The organism is Streptomyces sp. NBC_00286, from assembly GCF_036173125.1.
Classification (GTDB): Bacteria; Actinomycetota; Actinomycetes; order Streptomycetales; family Streptomycetaceae; genus Streptomyces.
This window is the reverse complement of record NZ_CP108054.1, coordinates 6497785-6514397: the sequence shown is the minus strand read 5'-3', so window position 1 is coordinate 6514397 and position 16613 is coordinate 6497785. Positions and strand designations below refer to the sequence as shown.

Here is a 16613-nt window from a genome sequence, read left to right as displayed (position 1 = left end):
AGGCGAATCAGATGCGGATCGGACGCGAATCGGATGCGGATCGGATGCGGATCAGATTCGAATCGGAGGCGAAATGATCAGAGGCGTACGCGCAGGGAGTAGAAGCGGGTGATCTGCGCGTCGTTCTGGTTGTCGTCGCTGGCCAGGAGGATCTTGAGGCGGCCGTGGCGGTGGCCGGTGATCGTCATGGCCTCGATATTGTCGAGGAGGGGGTTGGGCTGGGGCTGCTTTGCGGTGGCGCCAAGGGTGGGGCAGTTCACGAGATCGGCGAGGAGGGTTTTCTTGATCAGGCGTACGCCGTCCTGGCCGGTCAGGTTCTCGATGCCGCCGGTATCCGTGGCGCGGCGCAGGTCGGCGGCGTAGAGGCGGACCGTGTTGCCGACACCCGAGGTGAAGCCGCGTTCCAGGACGAGGAGACGGCCGTCGGGGGTCGCGGTGGTCTCGACGACGCCGAGGCCGGTGTCCGCGCGGTAGCCGTACTGGGCGGCGAGGCGGAAGTCCTGCGAGCCGTGGCGGTTCCAGGTCTGGAAGCGGACGATGCCGGCCGTGTCTCCGGACAGGGAGCCTTCCATGCCGGCCAGCAGGGTGCGGCCGCCGTTGCGGAAGGTCAGGGCCTCGAAGGTCTGGTTGGTGGCGGCACGTCCGGCGGGGGCGACGCGCATGTACTCCGGCACGGGGAGGCGGCCAAGGATCGTCCCGTCCGGCCCGTACCGGCGAACCGTCGGCTCCCCCTCGGATGACACGAGCCGCGTACCGTCCCGCTCGATGACCAGGCCCTCTGAGTCGAGCGCGGCCTTGTTCTCGTCCGCGAGCGCGACGACGGAGCGGGGCGCGAGCGTCTTCCGGTCCAGGGTGAAGAGGGACGACCGGTCGGAGAGGGCGGCGAGCTTGCCGTCCCGGTCGACGGCGAGCGCGGAGAAGTTACCGACGAAGGTGCCCTCGTACGTCGTCTTGTCGAGGGCGTCGGAGAAGCCGTCGATGGAGACGGAGGGGGAGCAGGCGTTCCGCGGTGGGGCTCCGGCGGCGGCTGTGGCTGTGGCTCCGGCGGCGGTGAGGCAGGTGGCCGCGGTCAGGCCGGCGGTAAGGGTCGCGAGTACGGATCTCAAGCGCATGGGATCACCGTAGGGCGGGGGTGGTGGAGGGAGAGCGTACGGGCCGTTAATTCCGGGCCGGAGTTTCCGGGAGACGGCCTTCCGGTGGAGGTGATCGCGCTCATCCCTCGAGGCGTGCTGGTCGCGGAGTTGTCCGACCTGGTGATCATGGCGCTGGCGAGACCGGTCTCGCGCTGCGTGAGATACCGGCCCTGTTTCCTCGCGTCCCACAGCAGCGTGGCGAGCACGGTCACCTTCACGACGCCGGCCGAGTCGTACGCCGAACTCGCCCACAGCGTGCAGGTCGTCCGGGTCGTACGGTCGTAGAGACCGACGGCGATCGTGCCGTTGCGGTTCGCGAGGGCAGTGGTGATGTCCCTCTGCAACTTGGCGGTCAGGCCCGCCTGGCCGGACGTACAACCGACCTGCGGCGTCGCCGCAACGGCGGGCCCCGCCCCCGCGTTTCCCGCACGGAAGTTCTGAGCGGTGAGGCCCCGACGTTCAGCAGTGCACGCCATGATGCGTCCATGGACTTCGAGCCGTACCGGGGTGAGTTGGTTGCGTACTGCTACCGGATGCTGGGCTCGTTCCACGAAGCAGAGGACCTGGTGCAGGAGACGATGCTGCGCGCCTGGAAGGCCCGCGACCGTTACGACAGCACGCGCGCGTCCGTACGAACCTGGCTGTACCGGATCGCGACCAATGCGTGCCTGACCGCGCTGCAGGGGCGTGTGCGGCGGCCGTTGCCGTCCGGCCTTGCCGCGCCGAGCGACGATCCCGGGGCACCGCTCACGCCGGCGTTCGACATCCCGTGGCTGCAGCCGTTTCCCGACGCCCGGTTCGACACGGAGGTACGAGCCGACCTGCGACTCGCGTTGGTGGCGGCGATGCAGGTCCTGCCGCCGCGGCAGCGGGCGGTGCTCGTGCTCCGTGAGGTACTGGAGTTCACCGCCGCCGAGGTCGCCGAGCAGTTGGGCACCACGGCCACGGCCGTCAACAGCGCACTGCAGCGGGCCCGCGCCGCTCTCGCGGACGTGGGTGGCCTGGACGAGGTCACTGAGCCGGACGATCCCGAGGTACGCGCCGCGATCCAGCGGTACATGCAGGCCTTCGAGGCGGCGGACGTCCCCGCGCTCGTGCGGCTCCTCACCGACGAGGCGGTCCTGGAAATGCCGCCGGTGCCGCTGTGGTACCGGGGCAGTCGCGACTACGGCCTGTTCATGGACCGTGTGTTCCAGATGCGTGGGACCGGCTGGGGCATGAGGCAACTCACCGCCAACGGGCAGCCCGCGCTGGCCGCGTACGCGCCGGAACCCGGCGGCGGGCTTCGGCTGCACACGCTCCAGGTCTTCACGGTCACCGGCGGCCGGATCGCGCACAACGTCGTGTTCGCCGATCCGCGCGTATGCGCGGCATTCGACCTGCCGCAGCAGATTTCTTCCGGCGAGTTCCGCCGGGCGCGATGAGTGGGGCCGATGCCGCCGGTACGTACGGGTGAGCCCTGTACTAACGGGTGAGCATCGATCGAAGGGACACCCATCGTGAGCGTCATCGTCATTCAATTCATCACCCTGGACGGGATCGTGTCCGACCCGGACGGCTCCGGGGGAACGTCGACCGGCGGCTGGGCGTTCCGGCACGGCCCCGAGGCGGTGGCCGGGGACAAGTTCCGGCTGGGGAGCACGCTGGACGACGGAGTCATGCTGTTGGGGCGTACGACCTGGCAGCTGTTCTCGCAACTGTGGCCGGGACGCGATGACCCGTTCTCCACGCGGATGAACACCGTGCCGAAGCTGGTCGCCTCCCGCACACTGACCGACACCTCGGCGTGGGTGAACTCGCGGATCACCGACGGCGACATGGTCGACGCCGTCAAACGCGAGCAGCGCGATGTGATCATCGCCGGCAGCTTGAGCGTCGTACACGCGCTGATGGCCGAGGACCTGATCGACGAGTACCGGCTGCTGACCTTCCCCACGATCCTCGGCACCGGCCTGCGGCTCTTCCCCGCCGGCAATCCGCCCGCGTACCTGGAGTGCCTGTCGGCCGATCAAGCTGGCGCCGCCGTCCTCGCGCGATACCGGAGGGCGGCACGATGACGTTCGCACCCGCGCCGCCCGTGCCCCGGCGTCGGCCCAGGTGACCCGACCGGCTGCGCCCAAGTCATCGGCATCGACCCGGGCTCGGCCCTGGTGATGCGCACCGAACCGCGCCACGGCTCGACGCCGGTGGCCCGTTACGGCAACGGGCAGTGGCTGGAGGTCAGTTGCCGGGCCACCGGCGGCCCGAACACCTGGGAGCCTCAGATCCCGCCGTACTGGGGGACCGCGCGGGTCCGGCAAGTACCGTGCGGCAGTCGGACCATGCGTCCGCGCTGAGCAGGTCCCGGAGTCGGGTGAACAGTGCGAGCAGCTCAGGGCCCCACTCCTCGCGGAAGACGGGGTCGGCGCAGGCGAGGTCGAGTTCATTGGCGGCGGACAGCTCGGCGAAGTCCCGGCGCATCCGCAGTTCCGCGGTACGGGCATGACCGGTGAACCGGTCATGGAGGACAGCGTCGGCTGCGGCGAGCGCCGGATAGGTGGCCTTTCGGTCACACGAAGCGTAGAGGTACACGATGGCTTCGGCCTCGGGGCCGATCACAGCTGCGAGGTCCGTACGGCGGTCAAGTGGCAGCAACGCCGTGGGGAAGCCATCGGTGCCGTAGAACGCGTGGCACAAGCCCGCGAGTTGGAGGGCGGGGCGCGCTTTCCATGTGGCGAGCCGGGCGTGTACGCGCTGGAGATGGGCGAGGAGAGTACCGCCGGGGTGGGGGATGTCTTCGGCACCGAGTCGGCGCAGAAGCGCGACAGCCCGTTCGGCCGCAACAGGGGCAGCAAGGGGAGGAGCCACGGGGCCGCGTCCTTTCCGGGATGGGCGGTCGGCACCCGTACGACGCCATCGCCCGGTCCGGATCCGGGCGAAGGCGCCGGACGGGTTGCCGCCTCGGGCCCTGGGACGATCTTCGCGGGGGTCGAGTACCCCAGCCAATCCTGGGGTTTTCTCGCATACCCCAAGGTGTAGCTTGGGTGCTCGTGACGTTGGACGACCTGCGCGTGTTCGTGGCCGTGTGCCGGGCGGGAAGCCTCAGTGCTGTTGCCCGGGAGCTGACCTGCACTCAGTCGGCCGTGAGCCAGCACGTGAAGCGGCTGGAGCGGGAGACCGGAGTGAGCCTGCTGGAGCGTCAGCCGCGCGGGGTCGTGCCCACGGCGGCCGGGCGCATCCTGTGCGATGCCGCCGCCGACGGGATCGCGGGGCTCGATCTCGCGCTGCGCCGCCTCGGCGAGCTGGTGAACGGCGACTGTGGTTCGGTCCGGATCACCACCGGCGGAACGACCGTACGGCACTTCATGGCCGAGGCGATCGTCGCGTTCCGCAGGCGTTACCCCAGAGCGAGCCTGGAGTTCCGGACCGAGACCTCCAGCCGCAGCTGCTTCGATGCCCTCCTGGCCAGCAACCTCGACCTGGCCTGGATCACCATCGGCGACCCGGTGCGCGGCATCGAGCAGCGGCCCGTACTCGACCTGCCCTGGGTACTCGCCGTCCAAGTCGACGACCCGCTCGCAACGCGGTCGCGCATCGATGCCTCCGACCTGTCGGGCATCCGCCTCGTCCGGCTGCCGCCGAACTCCACCTCCGGCGCCCACCTGGACGCGGCCTTCTCCGAGTTGGGCATCCGGGTCGGTTCGGACACGAGTGTCGCCGACTGGGATACGGCCCTGCTGCTCGCCGAACTCGGCCTGGGGCACGCCGTCGTACCCGCCGTACCGGGTCTGCCGGCGTCCGAGGACGGACCACTTCGGCTCGTCCCCATTCCGGCGTTGCCGCCGCTGTCGGTCGGCTGGGCCGTACGCCGCTGGGACGCCCTCCCGCCCCTTGCCCGCGCCTTCGCCGACATCGTCACCCGCAGCTGTGCGGCATCCCCGTACCGCCTGGATCCGACCGCCGTCAACTAGAGCAAACCCTCAGCCAGTTGGGGAAAACCCGCGCAAAGCCCGCGCACCCCGCGGCTCTACGGGAACGTCACACAAACGCCCCTTCCCGGTTACACGGCGGGCCCCTCCCCCGTGCCACTCTCGCGATTGACCAAGTGGTCAACACGCGTAGAGCACAGGCACCTTGAGCCGGACCATCGCGTTCCACGCGTGCCGTCCCCGGGAAAGGGCACCCCCCATGTCCGTTACGCAGACAGGCACCAGCCGGCCGACCGGCAGTCGAATACGCGGCTGGAAGCCGCTCGCGATGACCGCCGCCGCCGTACTCGTCGGCCTCACCCTGCCGACCGCCGCCGCGAGCCCCGCCGTGGCCACCACCGACGCGTACGACGACACGTACTACCAGGACGCGATCGGCAAGACGGGCCCGGCGCTGAAGGACTCGCTGCACACGATCATCAGCGACCAGACCAGGATCTCGTACTCCGCGGTCTGGAACGCCCTCAAGGCCACGGACCAGGACCCGAACAACAGCAACAACGTGATCCTGCTCTACAGCGGCACCTCCCGCAGCAAGTCCCTCAACGGCGGCGACACCGGCGACTGGAACCGCGAGCACGTCTGGGCCCAGTCCCACGGCGACTTCGGCACCTCGGCCGGCCCCGGCACCGACCTGCACCACCTGCGCCCCGAGGACGTGCGGATCAACAGCATCCGCGGCAACAAGGACTTCGACAACGGCGGCAGCGCGGTCAGCGGCGCGTCCGGCAACTTCACCGACTCGAACTCCTTCGAGCCCCGCGACTCCGTCAAGGGCGACGTGGCCCGCATGATCCTCTACATGGCCGTCCGTTACGAGGGCGACGACAGCTGGGCGGATCTGGAGCCCAACGACTCGGTGTCCAACGGCAGTTCCCCGTACCACGGCCGCCTCTCGGTGCTGAAGCAGTGGAACGACGAGGACCCGCCGAGCGCCTTCGAGGAGAACCGCAACGAGATCATCTACGACACCTACCAGCACAACCGCAACCCGTTCATCGACCACCCGGAGTGGGTGGAGGCGATCTGGTAGCGCACCCGCACGCGAACCGGTAGCGCACCCACACGCACTCAGTAGCCCACTGCGCAGAGGCGTGAACTCCCCGTGTTCAACGGGGAGTTCAGTTCAAGCCAAGGTCCGTGGGTGAACAAAAAATGTCGTCCGGCCACACAACCGGTGAAGCGCCAGTCGGGTCCCAGTCCATGAATGCGCGTCCAACGCGCTGAACGGACCGACTCGAAAGGCTCATGCATGTCCCGAGCACGACGCAGAACCCCCACCGCCCGGCTGGCCGCTCCCGTGGCCGCCGCGGCGCTGCTCGCCGGAGGGATCGGCACCCTGACCCTCACCGGGGCCTCCGCCCAAGCCGCGCCCGCCGCTCCCGCCACCGAAGCGGCGGACGTGGACGTACAGGACGACTTAAACGGAGACGGCCACGCCGACCTGGTCACCGGCGCTCCGGGCGCCACGGTGTCCGGCAAGGCCAAGGCCGGCTACGTAGCCGTCACCTATGGCTCGCCCAGCGGCCTCTCCGCCGCCAACAAGAAGCTCATCAGCCGCTCCACCAGCGGCGTCCCCGGCTCGGCCACCGCCGACCAGCGCTTCGGCTCCACGTTCGCCAAGGGCGACCTGGACGGCGACGGCTACGGCGACCTCGTGATCGCGGGCGGCACCCCGGGCTCCGTCATCCTGTGGGGCTCCCCCTCCGGCCTGACCGGCGGCACGAACATCCCCGGCTACGGGGCCACCCCGCAGGCCGGCGACTTCGACGGGGACGGCAAGACGGACCTGGCCCTGTTCGCCAAGACGAAACTCGCCGGCGACGAACCCGAAGGTGCCCCGGCCACTGTGTGGAAGGGCCCGATCTCCCGCGCCGGAACGCCCGCCGCCACCCAGAACATCCTCGACAAGTCGGAGTGGTGGGGCTGGGACGCGGACGACGCCTCCTGCGTCACCGACGGCGGCTGCGAGAACGGCCCCGACTCGATCACCGGCCCCGTCGTCTCCGGACAGGTCGGCGACGTCAACGGCGACGGCAAGGACGACATCGTCCAGTGGACCTACACCGGCGACGGCACCTGGGGCAACCGGCTGCTGTACGGCGGCGGTAGTTCGGGCTTCACCATCGGGTGGTCCCACGGAGAGACCGCGGGCGGCGAACAGCCGGGCACCGGCGTGGGTGACGTGAACGGCGACGGCTTCGACGATGTGGTGGTCGGCGCCGACGACTGGTCCGAACAGGTCCGTGTCGCGTTCGGCTCGGCCTCCGGACTGGCCGACACCAAGTCCTTCGACCAGAGCCTGCCCGGCTTCTACGGCGCCCAGGAGGAGGGTGACCGCGTCGGCTCCGCTGTCTCGGTCGCGGACGTCACGGGCGACGGTTTCGCGGACATCGCGCTCGGCATCGCCGGCGAGGACTTCAGCGGCCTCACCGACGCCGGTTCGTTCGCCCTGGTCCCCGGCAGCGCCTCCGGCGTCACGGGCACCGGCACCCAGGTCTTCAACCAGAACACCGAGGGTGTGCCCGGAGTAGCCGAGGCGAACGACGCGTTCGGCGCGGCCACCGCGCTCGTGGACGTGGACGGCAACGGCCACCGCGATCTCGCCGTCGCCTCGACGGCTGAGAACGCCTCCGCCGGAGCGGTCTGGGTGCTGCGCGGCAACACGAGCGGCCTCACCACCACGGCGGCCTTCGCCTTCGGCCCCGGCACGCTGTCGGCACCGACCACGAACGCACTGTTCGGCTCGGACCTGCGCTGAGCCGCTGCTGAGCGGCTGAGGAAGCGAGAAGCCCCACGAGTGACCCAGGACCGGCGTCCGCGCCGCTCCTGGGTCACTCGCGTCTGACCTGCCTGAGCCGCCTGAGCTGGTTGGGCGGTCTGGGCTACCTGCGCTGCATGCGCCGCCTGCGCTGCCTGCGCTGCCTGCGCTGCCTGAGCGCGAATCCGCGACTCCGTCCGCCCGAACCCGTGTCCGAGCAGGTCCCGGCTCCCCAGTAGAGTCGGCCGTGCAGGACATACGCGACGAAGCGACGCAGCGCGGGAAAGAAGGCCTCTTCATCATGAGCAGCAACGAGACGCCCCGCGGGCCCGTCGACTCCTCCCGTATCCCCCGGTACGCGGGACCGGCCACCTTCGCCCGGCTTCCCCGCCTCGACGAGGTCGGCCGCGCCGACGTCGCGGTGGTGGGCGTGCCGTTCGACGCGGGCGTCTCGTACCGGCCGGGTGCCCGTTTCGGCGGGAACGCCATCAGGGAGGCCAGCCGTCTCCTGCGCCCGTACAACCCCGCGCAGGACGCGTCGCCGTTCGCGCTGGCGCAGGTCGCGGACGCGGGTGACATCGCCGCAAACCCGTTCGACATCAACGAGGCCGTGGAGACGGTGGAGGGGGCCGCGGACGAACTCCTTTCGACCGGCGCCCGGTTGATGACCCTCGGCGGTGACCACACCATCGCGCTCCCCCTCCTGCGTTCGGTCGCGAAGAAGCACGGTCCGGTGGCTCTGCTGCACTTCGACGCTCACCTCGACACCTGGGACACGTACTTCGGCGCGGAGTACACGCATGGGACACCGTTCCGGCGGGCGGTCGAGGAGGGCATCCTCGACACCTCGGCGCTGTCGCACGTGGGCATCCGCGGTCCGCTGTACGGCAGGAAGGACCTGGACGACGACGAGAAGATGGGCTTCGGCATCGTCACGTCGGCGGACGTCATGCGACGCGGCGTCGACGAGGTCGCGGACCAGCTACGACAGCGCATCGGCGACCGTCCGCTGTACATCTCCATCGACATCGACGTACTGGACCCCGCGCACGCACCCGGCACGGGTACGCCGGAGGCGGGCGGCCTGACGTCCCGCGAACTCCTGGAGATCCTCCGGGGGTTGACGTCCTGCCACCTCGTCTCGGCGGACGTCGTGGAGGTCGCGCCCGCGTACGATCACGCCGAGATCACGTCGGTCGCCGCGTCCCACACGGCGTACGAGCTGACGACGATCATGTCCCGCCAGATCGCGCAGGCGAACCAGGAGAAGACGGCGAAGTGACGCACGACCACGACCTGGTACTCCGTCCCACACCCGCCCAGACGACAGCCGCGCTGAACCCTCCCCCCGGGCGCATCGGCGGCGACCTGGTCGTGGAAACCCTCTCCGGACTCGGCGCGACCACGGTCTTCGGCCTCCCCGGCCAGCACGCGCTGGGCCTGTTCGACGCCCTGCGCCGCTCCTCCCTCCGCTACATCGGCCTGCGCGTCGAGAACAACGCGGGCTTCGCGGCAGACGCGTACGGCCGTATCACCGGCGAGGCGGCCCCGCTCCTGCTCTCGACGGGCCCGGGCGCGCTGATGTCCCTGGCCGCACTCCAGGAAGCCGCGGCGGCGAGCGCGCCGGTGCTGGCGATCAGCAGCCAGATCCCGACCGCGGGCCTGGGCGGCGGCCGGCACGGCTACCTGCACGAACTCCCGGACCAGCAGGCGTCGTTCAGGGGCGTGGTGAAGTCCGTCCATACGGTCCGTACGCAGTCACAGATCCCGTCGGCGATCGCGGCGGCGTGGCAGTCGGCGCTGACGGCTCCGCACGGGCCGGTGTGGGTGGAGATCCCGCAGGACGTACTGCTGGCCGAGACACTGCTGCCGGAGGTGACGGCGCCCGACGTGATGCCCGAGGAGCTGGTCCCGCGCCCCGAACTCACCGCGCTGGCCGCCCACTTGCTGTCGCGCGCGGCCCGTCCGGCGATCATCGCCGGAGGCGGGGTCGTACGGGCGGACGCGTCGGGCAAGCTGCGGGCGCTGGCGGAGCGGATCCAGGCGCCGGTGGTCACCACATTCGGCGGCAAGGGCGCGTTCCCCTGGAACCACCCCCTCTCCCTCCAGTCCTGGATGGAGGACCGGCACACCACGGACCTCCTGGAGGACGCGGACGTACTCCTCGTCGTCGGCTCGGGCCTCGGCGAGATGTCGTCGAACTACCGAACCTTCAAGCCCCGCGGCCGCCTGATCCAGATCGAGGCGGACCTGGGCAAGCTGGAGTCCAACTACCCGGCGCTCGGCATCCACGCCGACGCGAGGCTGGCGTTGCAGGCGCTGCTGGAGACGGTGGAGGAGCGAACGGACGCGCAGGCCCCGGAGCGCGTCCGTGAGGTCCTCGCGAAGGTCTCCGACCGCATCGACGCCCAGCAACTCACCCTGGAACAGGACCTGTTGGCGTCGATCCGCCGAGCCCTCCCCCGCCGCTCCCCCTCCTTCTGGGACATGACGATCCTCGCCTACTGGGCCTGGTCGGCCTTCGACCCTCGCCACCCCAACACCATGCACTCGGCCCAGGGCGCGGGCGGCCTCGGCTACGCCCTCCCCGCCGCCTTGGGCGCCGCGGCAGCGGACCCCACCCACCCGGTCCTCGCGATCTCCGGCGACGGCGGCGCCCTGTACTCCATCGCCGAACTCGCCACCGCGAAGCAGCACGACTTCAACGTCACCTGGCTGATCATCGACGACGGCGGCTACGGCATCCTCCGCGAGTACATGACGGACACCTTCGGCGAGCCGACGGAGACCGGGACTGAGGCTGGGGCTGGAGCTGGAGCTGGAGCTGGAGCCGAGTCGGCCACGGAGCTGGCCCGCCCGAACTACGTGGCCCTGGCGGAGTCATTCGGGGTGCCAGGGGCCCGTACGACTCCGGAATCCCTCGAAGCGGACCTGTCCAAGGCCCTCTCCACACCCGGCCCCGCGGTACTCGTCCTCCCTGCGGTGCTACGGATGTTCGCGCCTACGCACCTGGGCTGACGGCTGCGGCTGACAGCCGGCGGGTGACGAACGCCACGTGACCCCCCGTCCCATGCTGCGGAACACCAGTTCGCAGCGCGGAGCGCACCGGCAGAATAGGGACCATGCCGATACCCGGGACTCCCAGCCGCGCCGAACTCGTCGATCACCTCGTACGGACGCGTATCGCGGGCGATGTCGCCACCCCCCGCGAGAACAACCTTTCCCACTACCGCAAGCTGTCGAACGGCGACCGCAACTTCTGGCTCGGCCTTGAGCTCGGTGACCGCTGGACCGATGAGCAGGACGTGCTCGCGGTGATGGCGGAGAGGTGCGGGGTGAACGACGACCCGGAGTATCGCCACGGGCAGGACACGATCGATCCGGAGCTGACGATCGACGCCCTGGACCGGATGGCGTCACGGCTGCGGAAGGCGGCGGCCGGGAAGCAGCGGGTGCTGTTCGCTACGGGACATCCGGGCGGGCTTCTGGACGTGCACCGCGCAACCGCCGCCGGATTGCGAGCCGCCGGGTGCGAGATCGTGGTGATCCCGGACGGGCTGCAGACGGACGAGGGGTACGTGATGCAGTTCGCGGACGTGGCCGTCCTGGAGCATGGGGCCACGCTCTGGCACACCCACTCCGGCGAGCCGATGCGCGCCATCCTGACCGGGCTCGAGCTCGAGGGCCGGCCGCTGCCCGACCTGGTCGTCGCCGACCACGGCTGGGCCGGTTTCGCCGGCCAGCAGGGCATCGACTCCATGGGGTACGCCGACTGCAACGACCCCGCGCTGTTCCTCGCGGAATCCGAGGGCACACTCCAGGTGGCGATTCCGCTGGACGACCACGTGACCAGTCCCAGGCACTACGACCCGATGACGGCGTATCTGCTGGACGCGGCGGACTTGGCGTAGGGGTTTCGCCCCTCCACGGGGCTGTTTCGTCAGCGCAGGCCCGCACCAACCAGCCCGTCTGGGGGCACCTCTGGGGGCACCCCTGGGGGCACCCCCAGCGGTAGCTGGGGGAGGTAGCTGGGGGAGGTAGCCGGGGGAGCTTGAGGACGAGGCCGTTCAGGCCGATGGGGCCTGGGGCGAAGCCCCAGCGGGGTCCAGGGGCGGAGCCCCTTGGTATGGGACGGGTAAGGGCGACGGGGGCGAGAAAAGCCGGGAACCGTCACCGCGGCACCCGCACAACCCCCTCCTGGATCACCGTGATCGCCAACTGGCCCTCCCGCGTGTAGATCCGGGCCTGCCCAAGTCCCCGCCCACCCGACGCCGACGGCGACTCCTGGTCGTACAGGAGCCACTCGTCCGCCCGGAACGGACGGTGGAACCACATCGCGTGGTCCAGCGAGGCCCCGACCACATCCCCGACGGCCCAGCCACCCCGCCCGTGGGCGAGGAGGACGGAGTCGAGGAGCGTCATGTCGGAGACGTACGTGGCGAGGCAGACGTGCAGCAGCGGATCATCCACCAGCTTGCCGTTGGTGCGGAACCACACCTGGGAGCGCGGCTCACGCTCCTCCCCGACGCTGGCGAACGGCGGGGCGTCCACATACCGGAGGTCGACCGCGGCACGAGCCTCCAACAGCCGTTCCAGAACGCCCGGTTCCCAGAAGGCGTCCGCGTACGCGGGAAGGATCTCCTCCGCGGTCGGCAGCGTCTCGGGGTCGGGCGAGTCCGGCATGGGCGCCTGGTGCTCGAGGCCCTCCTCGTACGTCTGGAAGGACGCGGAGAGGTGAAAGATCGGCTGGCCGTGCTGGACCGCGACGACCCGACGCGTCGTGAAGGAACGGCCGTCGCGGATCCGGTCCACGGTGTAGACGATGGGCGCGCCGGGATCCCCGGGTCGCAGGAAGTACGAGTGCAGGGAGTGCGCGAGCCGGTCCTCGGGAACCGTACGCCCGGCCGCGACCAGCGCCTGCGCCGCGACCTGCCCGCCGAAGACGCGCGGGACGACGGAGCGCTGGGACCGCCCGCGGAAGATGTCCTGCTCGATCCGCTCCAGGTCGAGCAGATCGAGCAGGGAGTCGAGCGCCTCGCGCGGCTGACCTGCCTCGCGCGGCCTGTTGACTTCACTTGCCTGGCTCATGATGTCCGTTGTGCCGTGGACTGATTTCTGACGGCCTACAGACCCATGTCCTTCGCGATAATCATCTTCATGACCTCGCTGGTGCCGCCGTAGATCCGGTTGACGCGGTTGTCGGCGTACAGGCGGGCTATCGGGTACTCGTTCATGAAGCCGTAGCCGCCGTGCAGCTGGAGGCAGCGGTCGATGACGCGGTGCGCGACCTCGGTGCAGAACAGCTTGGCGCTCGCGGCCTCGGCCGGAGACAGCTCGCCCGCGTCCAGAGCTTCCAGGGAACGGTCGGCGACGGCCTGCGCGGCGTCGACCTCGGCCTGGCAGGCGGCCAGCTCGAACTTGGTGTTCTGGAACGAGGCGACGGTTTTGCCGAAGACCGTACGGTCCTGGACGTACTCCTTGGCGAACCGGACCGCCGCCGCGGCCTGCGCGTACGCGCCGAAGGCGATGCCCCAGCGCTCCGAGGCGAGGTTGGTGCCGAGGTAGGCGAAGCCCTTGTTCTCCTCGCCGAGCAGGTCCTCGACCGGTACCTTCACGTCGACGAACGCCAGCTCGGCGGTGTCGGAGGTCTTCAGGCCGAGCTTGTCCAGCTTGCGGCCGACGGAGTAGCCCTCGGACTTGGTGTCGACGGCGAACAGGGAGATGCCGAAGCGGCGGTCGTCCTCGCGCGGGGCGGAGGTCCGGGCGCAGACGATGACGCGGTCGGCGTGGACGCCGCCGGTGATGAAGGTCTTGGCGCCGTTGAGCACATAGTGCGTGCCGTCGTCGGAGAGCTTCGCGGTGGTCTTCATGCCCGCGAGGTCGGAGCCGGTGCCCGGCTCGGTCATCGCGAGGGCCCACATCTCCTCACCGGAGACGAACTTCGGCAGGAACCGCTTCTTCTGCTCGTCGGTGGCGAGCATCTTGATGTACGGCAGACCGAGCAGCACATGCACGCCGGAGCCGCCGAAGGAGACACCCGCGCGGGCGGTCTCCTCGTACATGATGGCCTCGAACTTGTACGAGTCGATGCCCGCGCCGCCGAACTCCTCGGGGACGCGGATCCCGAAGACACCCAGCTCGGCGAGCTTGTAGTAGAAGTCGCGCGGCGCCTGGCCCGCGGCGAACCACTCGTCGTACACGGGCACGACCTCGGCCTCGATAAAGGCCCGCAGGGTCTCCCGGAACGCCTCGTGATCCTCGTTGAAGACGGTACGGCGCATCGTGTACGACTCCTTGACTCGCGCTGCTCGGTCCCAAGCGCCGACTACTAAGCGCTTGCTCAGCCACCCACGTTACCCGTCGGTCACGACAGTCGTCCAGAGACGTAGGTCACGCTGAGAGCACGTCACACCGGCCCCGCCGCGCCGGAACCCGGCTCACGCCGAAGCCGAGACGGCCGCCGCCTCGAAAGCCCCCCGCGCCATCCGGTGCAGCAACGCCGCCGTGCCCGCCCGGCCGGGCAGCGAGCCGGGACGCCCCATGTGCGGCGTCGAGTTCAGCAGCCCGAAGACGGCGTGGACGGCGGCCCGGGCGGCCGGCTCGGCGAGGTCCGGGTAGACCTCGCGGACGACCTCCACCCACAGCTCTACGTACTGCCGTTGGAGCTGCCGTACGAGCTTGCGGTCGCTGTCCCGGAGGCGGTCCAGCTCGCGGTCGTGCAAGGTGATCAGAGGGCGGTCGTCGAGCGCGAAGTCGATGTGCCCTTCGACGAGCGAGTCGAGGACCGCCTCGGGGTTCCCGGCGGCCTCGGCGGCCCGCCGCTTGCCACCGGTCAGCAGCTGCCCGCTGATCCCCACGAGCAGCTCGGCGAGCATCGCGTCCTTGCCCGCGAAGTGCCGGTACAGGCCGGGTCCGCTGATGCCGACCGCCGCCCCTATCTCGTCGACACCGACGCCGTGGAAGCCGCGTTCGGCGAAGAGCCGGGCGGCCTCCTTGAGGATCTGTTCGCGGCGGGTGAGGGCGTCGGTTCTGGTGGCCATGGAGGCAATTCTAGACAGGCAGGTTAGCGGTCGTTAACCTGGAGGCAGGACGTTAACGCTCATTAACAAAGTGAGGGGACTCCGCGATGCAGGAGGCACCGGAGCTGACCAGCGCGGCCGATCCCGCGTCGGCGGCCTGGCGGGCCAACGAGGCGGCACACCACGCCCTCTTGGACGAGCTGCGGCAGAAGCTGGCCACGGCCAGGCTCGGCGGCGGCGAGCGGGCGCGCGAGCGGCACACCGCGCGTGGAAAGCTGCTGCCGCGCGACCGCGTGGACACCCTGCTGGACCCGGGCTCGCCTTTCCTGGAACTGGCTCCCCTGGCTGCTGACGGGATGTACGAAGGGCAGGCGCCGGCCGCGGGTGTCATCGCCGGGATCGGGCGGGTGAGCGGCCGCGAGTGCGTGATCGTCGCCAATGACGCGACCGTCAAGGGCGGCACGTACTACCCGATGACGGTGAAGAAGCATCTGCGCGCCCAGGAGGTGGCGCTCGAAAACCGCCTCCCCTGTGTGTACTTGGTGGACTCCGGAGGCGCGTTCCTGCCCATGCAGGACGAGGTCTTCCCCGACCGCGAGCACTTCGGGCGGATCTTCTACAACCAGGCGCGGATGTCGGGTGCCGGGATCCCGCAGATCGCGGCGGTGCTCGGCTCGTGCACGGCGGGTGGAGCGTACGTCCCCGCCATGAGCGACGAGGCCGTGATCGTGCGCAATCAGGGCACGATCTTCCTCGGCGGCCCGCCCCTGGTGAAGGCCGCGACGGGAGAGGTCGTCACCGCCGAGGAGCTGGGCGGCGGCGAGGTCCACGCGCGTGTGTCGGGTGTCACCGACCACCTCGCGGAGGACGACGCGCACGCACTGCGGATCGTGCGCACCATCGTTTCCACCCTCCCCGCGCGCGGATCACTGCCCTGGTCGGTCGCACCGGCCGTGGAGCCGAAGGTGGACCCGGCGGGGCTGTACGGCGTGGTGCCGGTGGATTCCCGCACCCCCTATGACGTACGCGAGGTCATCGCGCGCGTGGTCGACGGCTCGCGTTTCGCGGAGTTCAAGTCGGAGTTCGGGCAGACGCTGGTCACGGGGTTCGCGCGGGTGCACGGGCATCCGGTCGGGATCGTCGCCAACAACGGCATCCTGTTCTCCGAATCGGCCCAGAAGGGCGCCCACTTCATCGAGCTGTGCGACCAGCGCGGCATCCCTCTGCTGTTCCTGCAGAACGTCTCGGGCTTCATGGTGGGGCGTGACTACGAGGCGGGCGGCATCGCCAAGCACGGCGCCAAGATGGTCACGGCGGTGGCCAGTACGCGCGTACCGAAGCTGACGGTGGTGATCGGCGGCTCGTACGGCGCGGGCAACTACTCGATGTGCGGCCGGGCGTACTCCCCGCGCTTCCTGTGGATGTGGCCCAACGCCAAGATCTCCGTGATGGGCGGCGAGCAGGCCGCATCGGTCCTCGCGACCGTCAAGCGCGACCAGTTGGAGGCCCGCGGCGAGTCCTGGCCCGCCGAGGAGGAAGAGGCCTTCAAGGAGCCGATCCGCGCACAGTACGAGCGCCAGGGCAACGCCTATTACGCGACGGCCCGGCTCTGGGACGACGGGGTCATCGACCCCATGGAGACCCGGCAGGTGCTGGGTCTGGCCCTGACCGCCTGCGCCAACGCGCCACTGGGCGAGCCCCAATTCGGCGTCTTCCGGATGTGAGGGGGAGG

The 16613-nt window shown here is 70.0% G+C and carries 14 protein-coding genes and 1 pseudogene; 9 read left to right on the top strand and 6 right to left on the bottom strand.

The window, feature by feature from the left end:
• Positions 1-77 precede the first annotated feature (77 nt).
• A complete protein-coding gene (locus tag OHT21_RS30075; protein ID WP_328771413.1) occupies positions 78-1112 on the bottom strand; it encodes an esterase-like activity of phytase family protein in 1035 nt (344 codons plus the stop codon).
• Positions 1113-1228: 116 nt separating this feature from the next.
• Positions 1229-1609, bottom strand: a pseudogene (locus OHT21_RS30070) (serine hydrolase); the annotation flags it as partial.
• 9 nt (positions 1610-1618) lie between these two features.
• Between OHT21_RS30070 and OHT21_RS30065 the strand changes: the two are divergent.
• Positions 1619-2557: an RNA polymerase subunit sigma-70 gene (locus tag OHT21_RS30065; RefSeq protein WP_328771412.1), complete on the top strand. Its 939-nt coding sequence runs from the start codon at positions 1619-1621 to the stop codon at positions 2555-2557.
• A gap of 75 nt (positions 2558-2632) precedes the next feature.
• Positions 2633-3190 (top strand): dihydrofolate reductase family protein, encoded by a 558-nt coding sequence (locus OHT21_RS30060; RefSeq protein WP_328771411.1) that lies wholly within the window; start codon positions 2633-2635, stop codon positions 3188-3190.
• Positions 3191-3353: 163 nt separating this feature from the next.
• Here OHT21_RS30060 and OHT21_RS30055 read toward each other — a convergent pair whose 3' ends face one another.
• Positions 3354-3980, bottom strand: a complete 627-nt coding sequence (locus OHT21_RS30055; RefSeq protein WP_328771410.1) for a DUF6817 domain-containing protein — start codon at positions 3978-3980, stop codon at positions 3354-3356.
• A 182-nt stretch (positions 3981-4162) separates the two neighbouring features.
• On the opposite strand from OHT21_RS30055, the gene OHT21_RS30050 reads away from it, so the two are divergent.
• The 6 genes from OHT21_RS30050 to OHT21_RS30025 all read left to right on the top strand — a co-directional run bounded on the left by OHT21_RS30050 (position 4163) and on the right by OHT21_RS30025 (position 11773).
• The gene (locus tag OHT21_RS30050) at positions 4163-5083 is read left to right on the top strand and encodes a LysR family transcriptional regulator (RefSeq protein WP_328774273.1); all 921 of its coding nucleotides are present in this window, start codon (positions 4163-4165) and stop codon (positions 5081-5083) included.
• A gap of 217 nt (positions 5084-5300) precedes the next feature.
• Positions 5301-6134, top strand: a complete 834-nt coding sequence (locus OHT21_RS30045) for an endonuclease I family protein (protein ID WP_328771409.1) — start codon at positions 5301-5303, stop codon at positions 6132-6134.
• A gap of 219 nt (positions 6135-6353) precedes the next feature.
• Positions 6354-7862: an FG-GAP and VCBS repeat-containing protein gene (locus tag OHT21_RS30040; RefSeq protein ID WP_328771408.1), complete on the top strand. Its 1509-nt coding sequence runs from the start codon at positions 6354-6356 to the stop codon at positions 7860-7862.
• Between the two features lie 301 nt (positions 7863-8163).
• Positions 8164-9144 (top strand): agmatinase, encoded by a 981-nt coding sequence (gene speB / locus OHT21_RS30035; RefSeq protein WP_328771407.1) that lies wholly within the window; start codon positions 8164-8166, stop codon positions 9142-9144.
• On the top strand, positions 9141-10880 hold the full coding sequence (locus OHT21_RS30030) for a thiamine pyrophosphate-binding protein (protein WP_328771406.1): 1740 nt from the start codon (positions 9141-9143) through the stop codon (positions 10878-10880). The genes speB and OHT21_RS30030 overlap by 4 nt, the downstream gene beginning before the upstream one ends.
• A gap of 104 nt (positions 10881-10984) precedes the next feature.
• Entirely contained in the window at positions 10985-11773 is a 789-nt protein-coding gene (locus tag OHT21_RS30025) for a phosphatase (RefSeq protein ID WP_328771405.1), read from the top strand.
• A gap of 259 nt (positions 11774-12032) precedes the next feature.
• On the opposite strand, the gene OHT21_RS30020 is transcribed toward OHT21_RS30025, so the two are convergent.
• The 3 genes from OHT21_RS30020 to OHT21_RS30010 form a co-directional block, all read right to left on the bottom strand.
• Positions 12033-12950 (bottom strand): acyl-CoA thioesterase, encoded by a 918-nt coding sequence (locus tag OHT21_RS30020; protein ID WP_328771404.1) that lies wholly within the window; start codon positions 12948-12950, stop codon positions 12033-12035.
• Positions 12951-12985: 35 nt separating this feature from the next.
• Complete coding sequence (locus tag OHT21_RS30015; protein ID WP_328771403.1) at positions 12986-14143, bottom strand: acyl-CoA dehydrogenase family protein; 1158 nt, start codon at positions 14141-14143, stop codon at positions 12986-12988.
• Positions 14144-14299: 156 nt separating this feature from the next.
• Positions 14300-14902 (bottom strand): SACE_7040 family transcriptional regulator, encoded by a 603-nt coding sequence (locus OHT21_RS30010; RefSeq protein ID WP_165344702.1) that lies wholly within the window; start codon positions 14900-14902, stop codon positions 14300-14302.
• Between the two features lie 86 nt (positions 14903-14988).
• Between OHT21_RS30010 and OHT21_RS30005 the strand changes: the two genes are divergently transcribed.
• On the top strand, positions 14989-16605 hold the full coding sequence (locus OHT21_RS30005) for a carboxyl transferase domain-containing protein (RefSeq protein ID WP_328771402.1): 1617 nt from the start codon (positions 14989-14991) through the stop codon (positions 16603-16605).
• Positions 16606-16613 lie beyond the last annotated feature (8 nt).

Excerpts from the sequence above, each read along its gene's own strand:
- speB (WP_328771407.1), top strand. The coding sequence starts at position 8,164 with ATGAGCAGCAACGAGACGCCCCGCGGGCCCGTCGACTCCTCCCGTATC.
- OHT21_RS30025 (WP_328771405.1), top strand. The coding sequence starts at position 10,985 with ATGCCGATACCCGGGACTCCCAGCCGCGCCGAACTCGTCGATCACCTC.
- OHT21_RS30010 (WP_165344702.1), bottom strand. The coding sequence starts at position 14,902 with ATGGCCACCAGAACCGACGCCCTCACCCGCCGCGAACAGATCCTCAAG.
- OHT21_RS30040 (WP_328771408.1), top strand. The coding sequence starts at position 6,354 with ATGTCCCGAGCACGACGCAGAACCCCCACCGCCCGGCTGGCCGCTCCC.
- OHT21_RS30015 (WP_328771403.1), bottom strand. The coding sequence starts at position 14,143 with ATGCGCCGTACCGTCTTCAACGAGGATCACGAGGCGTTCCGGGAGACC.
- OHT21_RS30065 (WP_328771412.1), top strand. The coding sequence starts at position 1,619 with ATGGACTTCGAGCCGTACCGGGGTGAGTTGGTTGCGTACTGCTACCGG.
- OHT21_RS30005 (WP_328771402.1), top strand. The coding sequence starts at position 14,989 with ATGCAGGAGGCACCGGAGCTGACCAGCGCGGCCGATCCCGCGTCGGCG.
- OHT21_RS30075 (WP_328771413.1), bottom strand. The coding sequence starts at position 1,112 with ATGCGCTTGAGATCCGTACTCGCGACCCTTACCGCCGGCCTGACCGCG.
- OHT21_RS30045 (WP_328771409.1), top strand. The coding sequence starts at position 5,301 with ATGTCCGTTACGCAGACAGGCACCAGCCGGCCGACCGGCAGTCGAATA.
- OHT21_RS30020 (WP_328771404.1), bottom strand. The coding sequence starts at position 12,950 with ATGAGCCAGGCAAGTGAAGTCAACAGGCCGCGCGAGGCAGGTCAGCCG.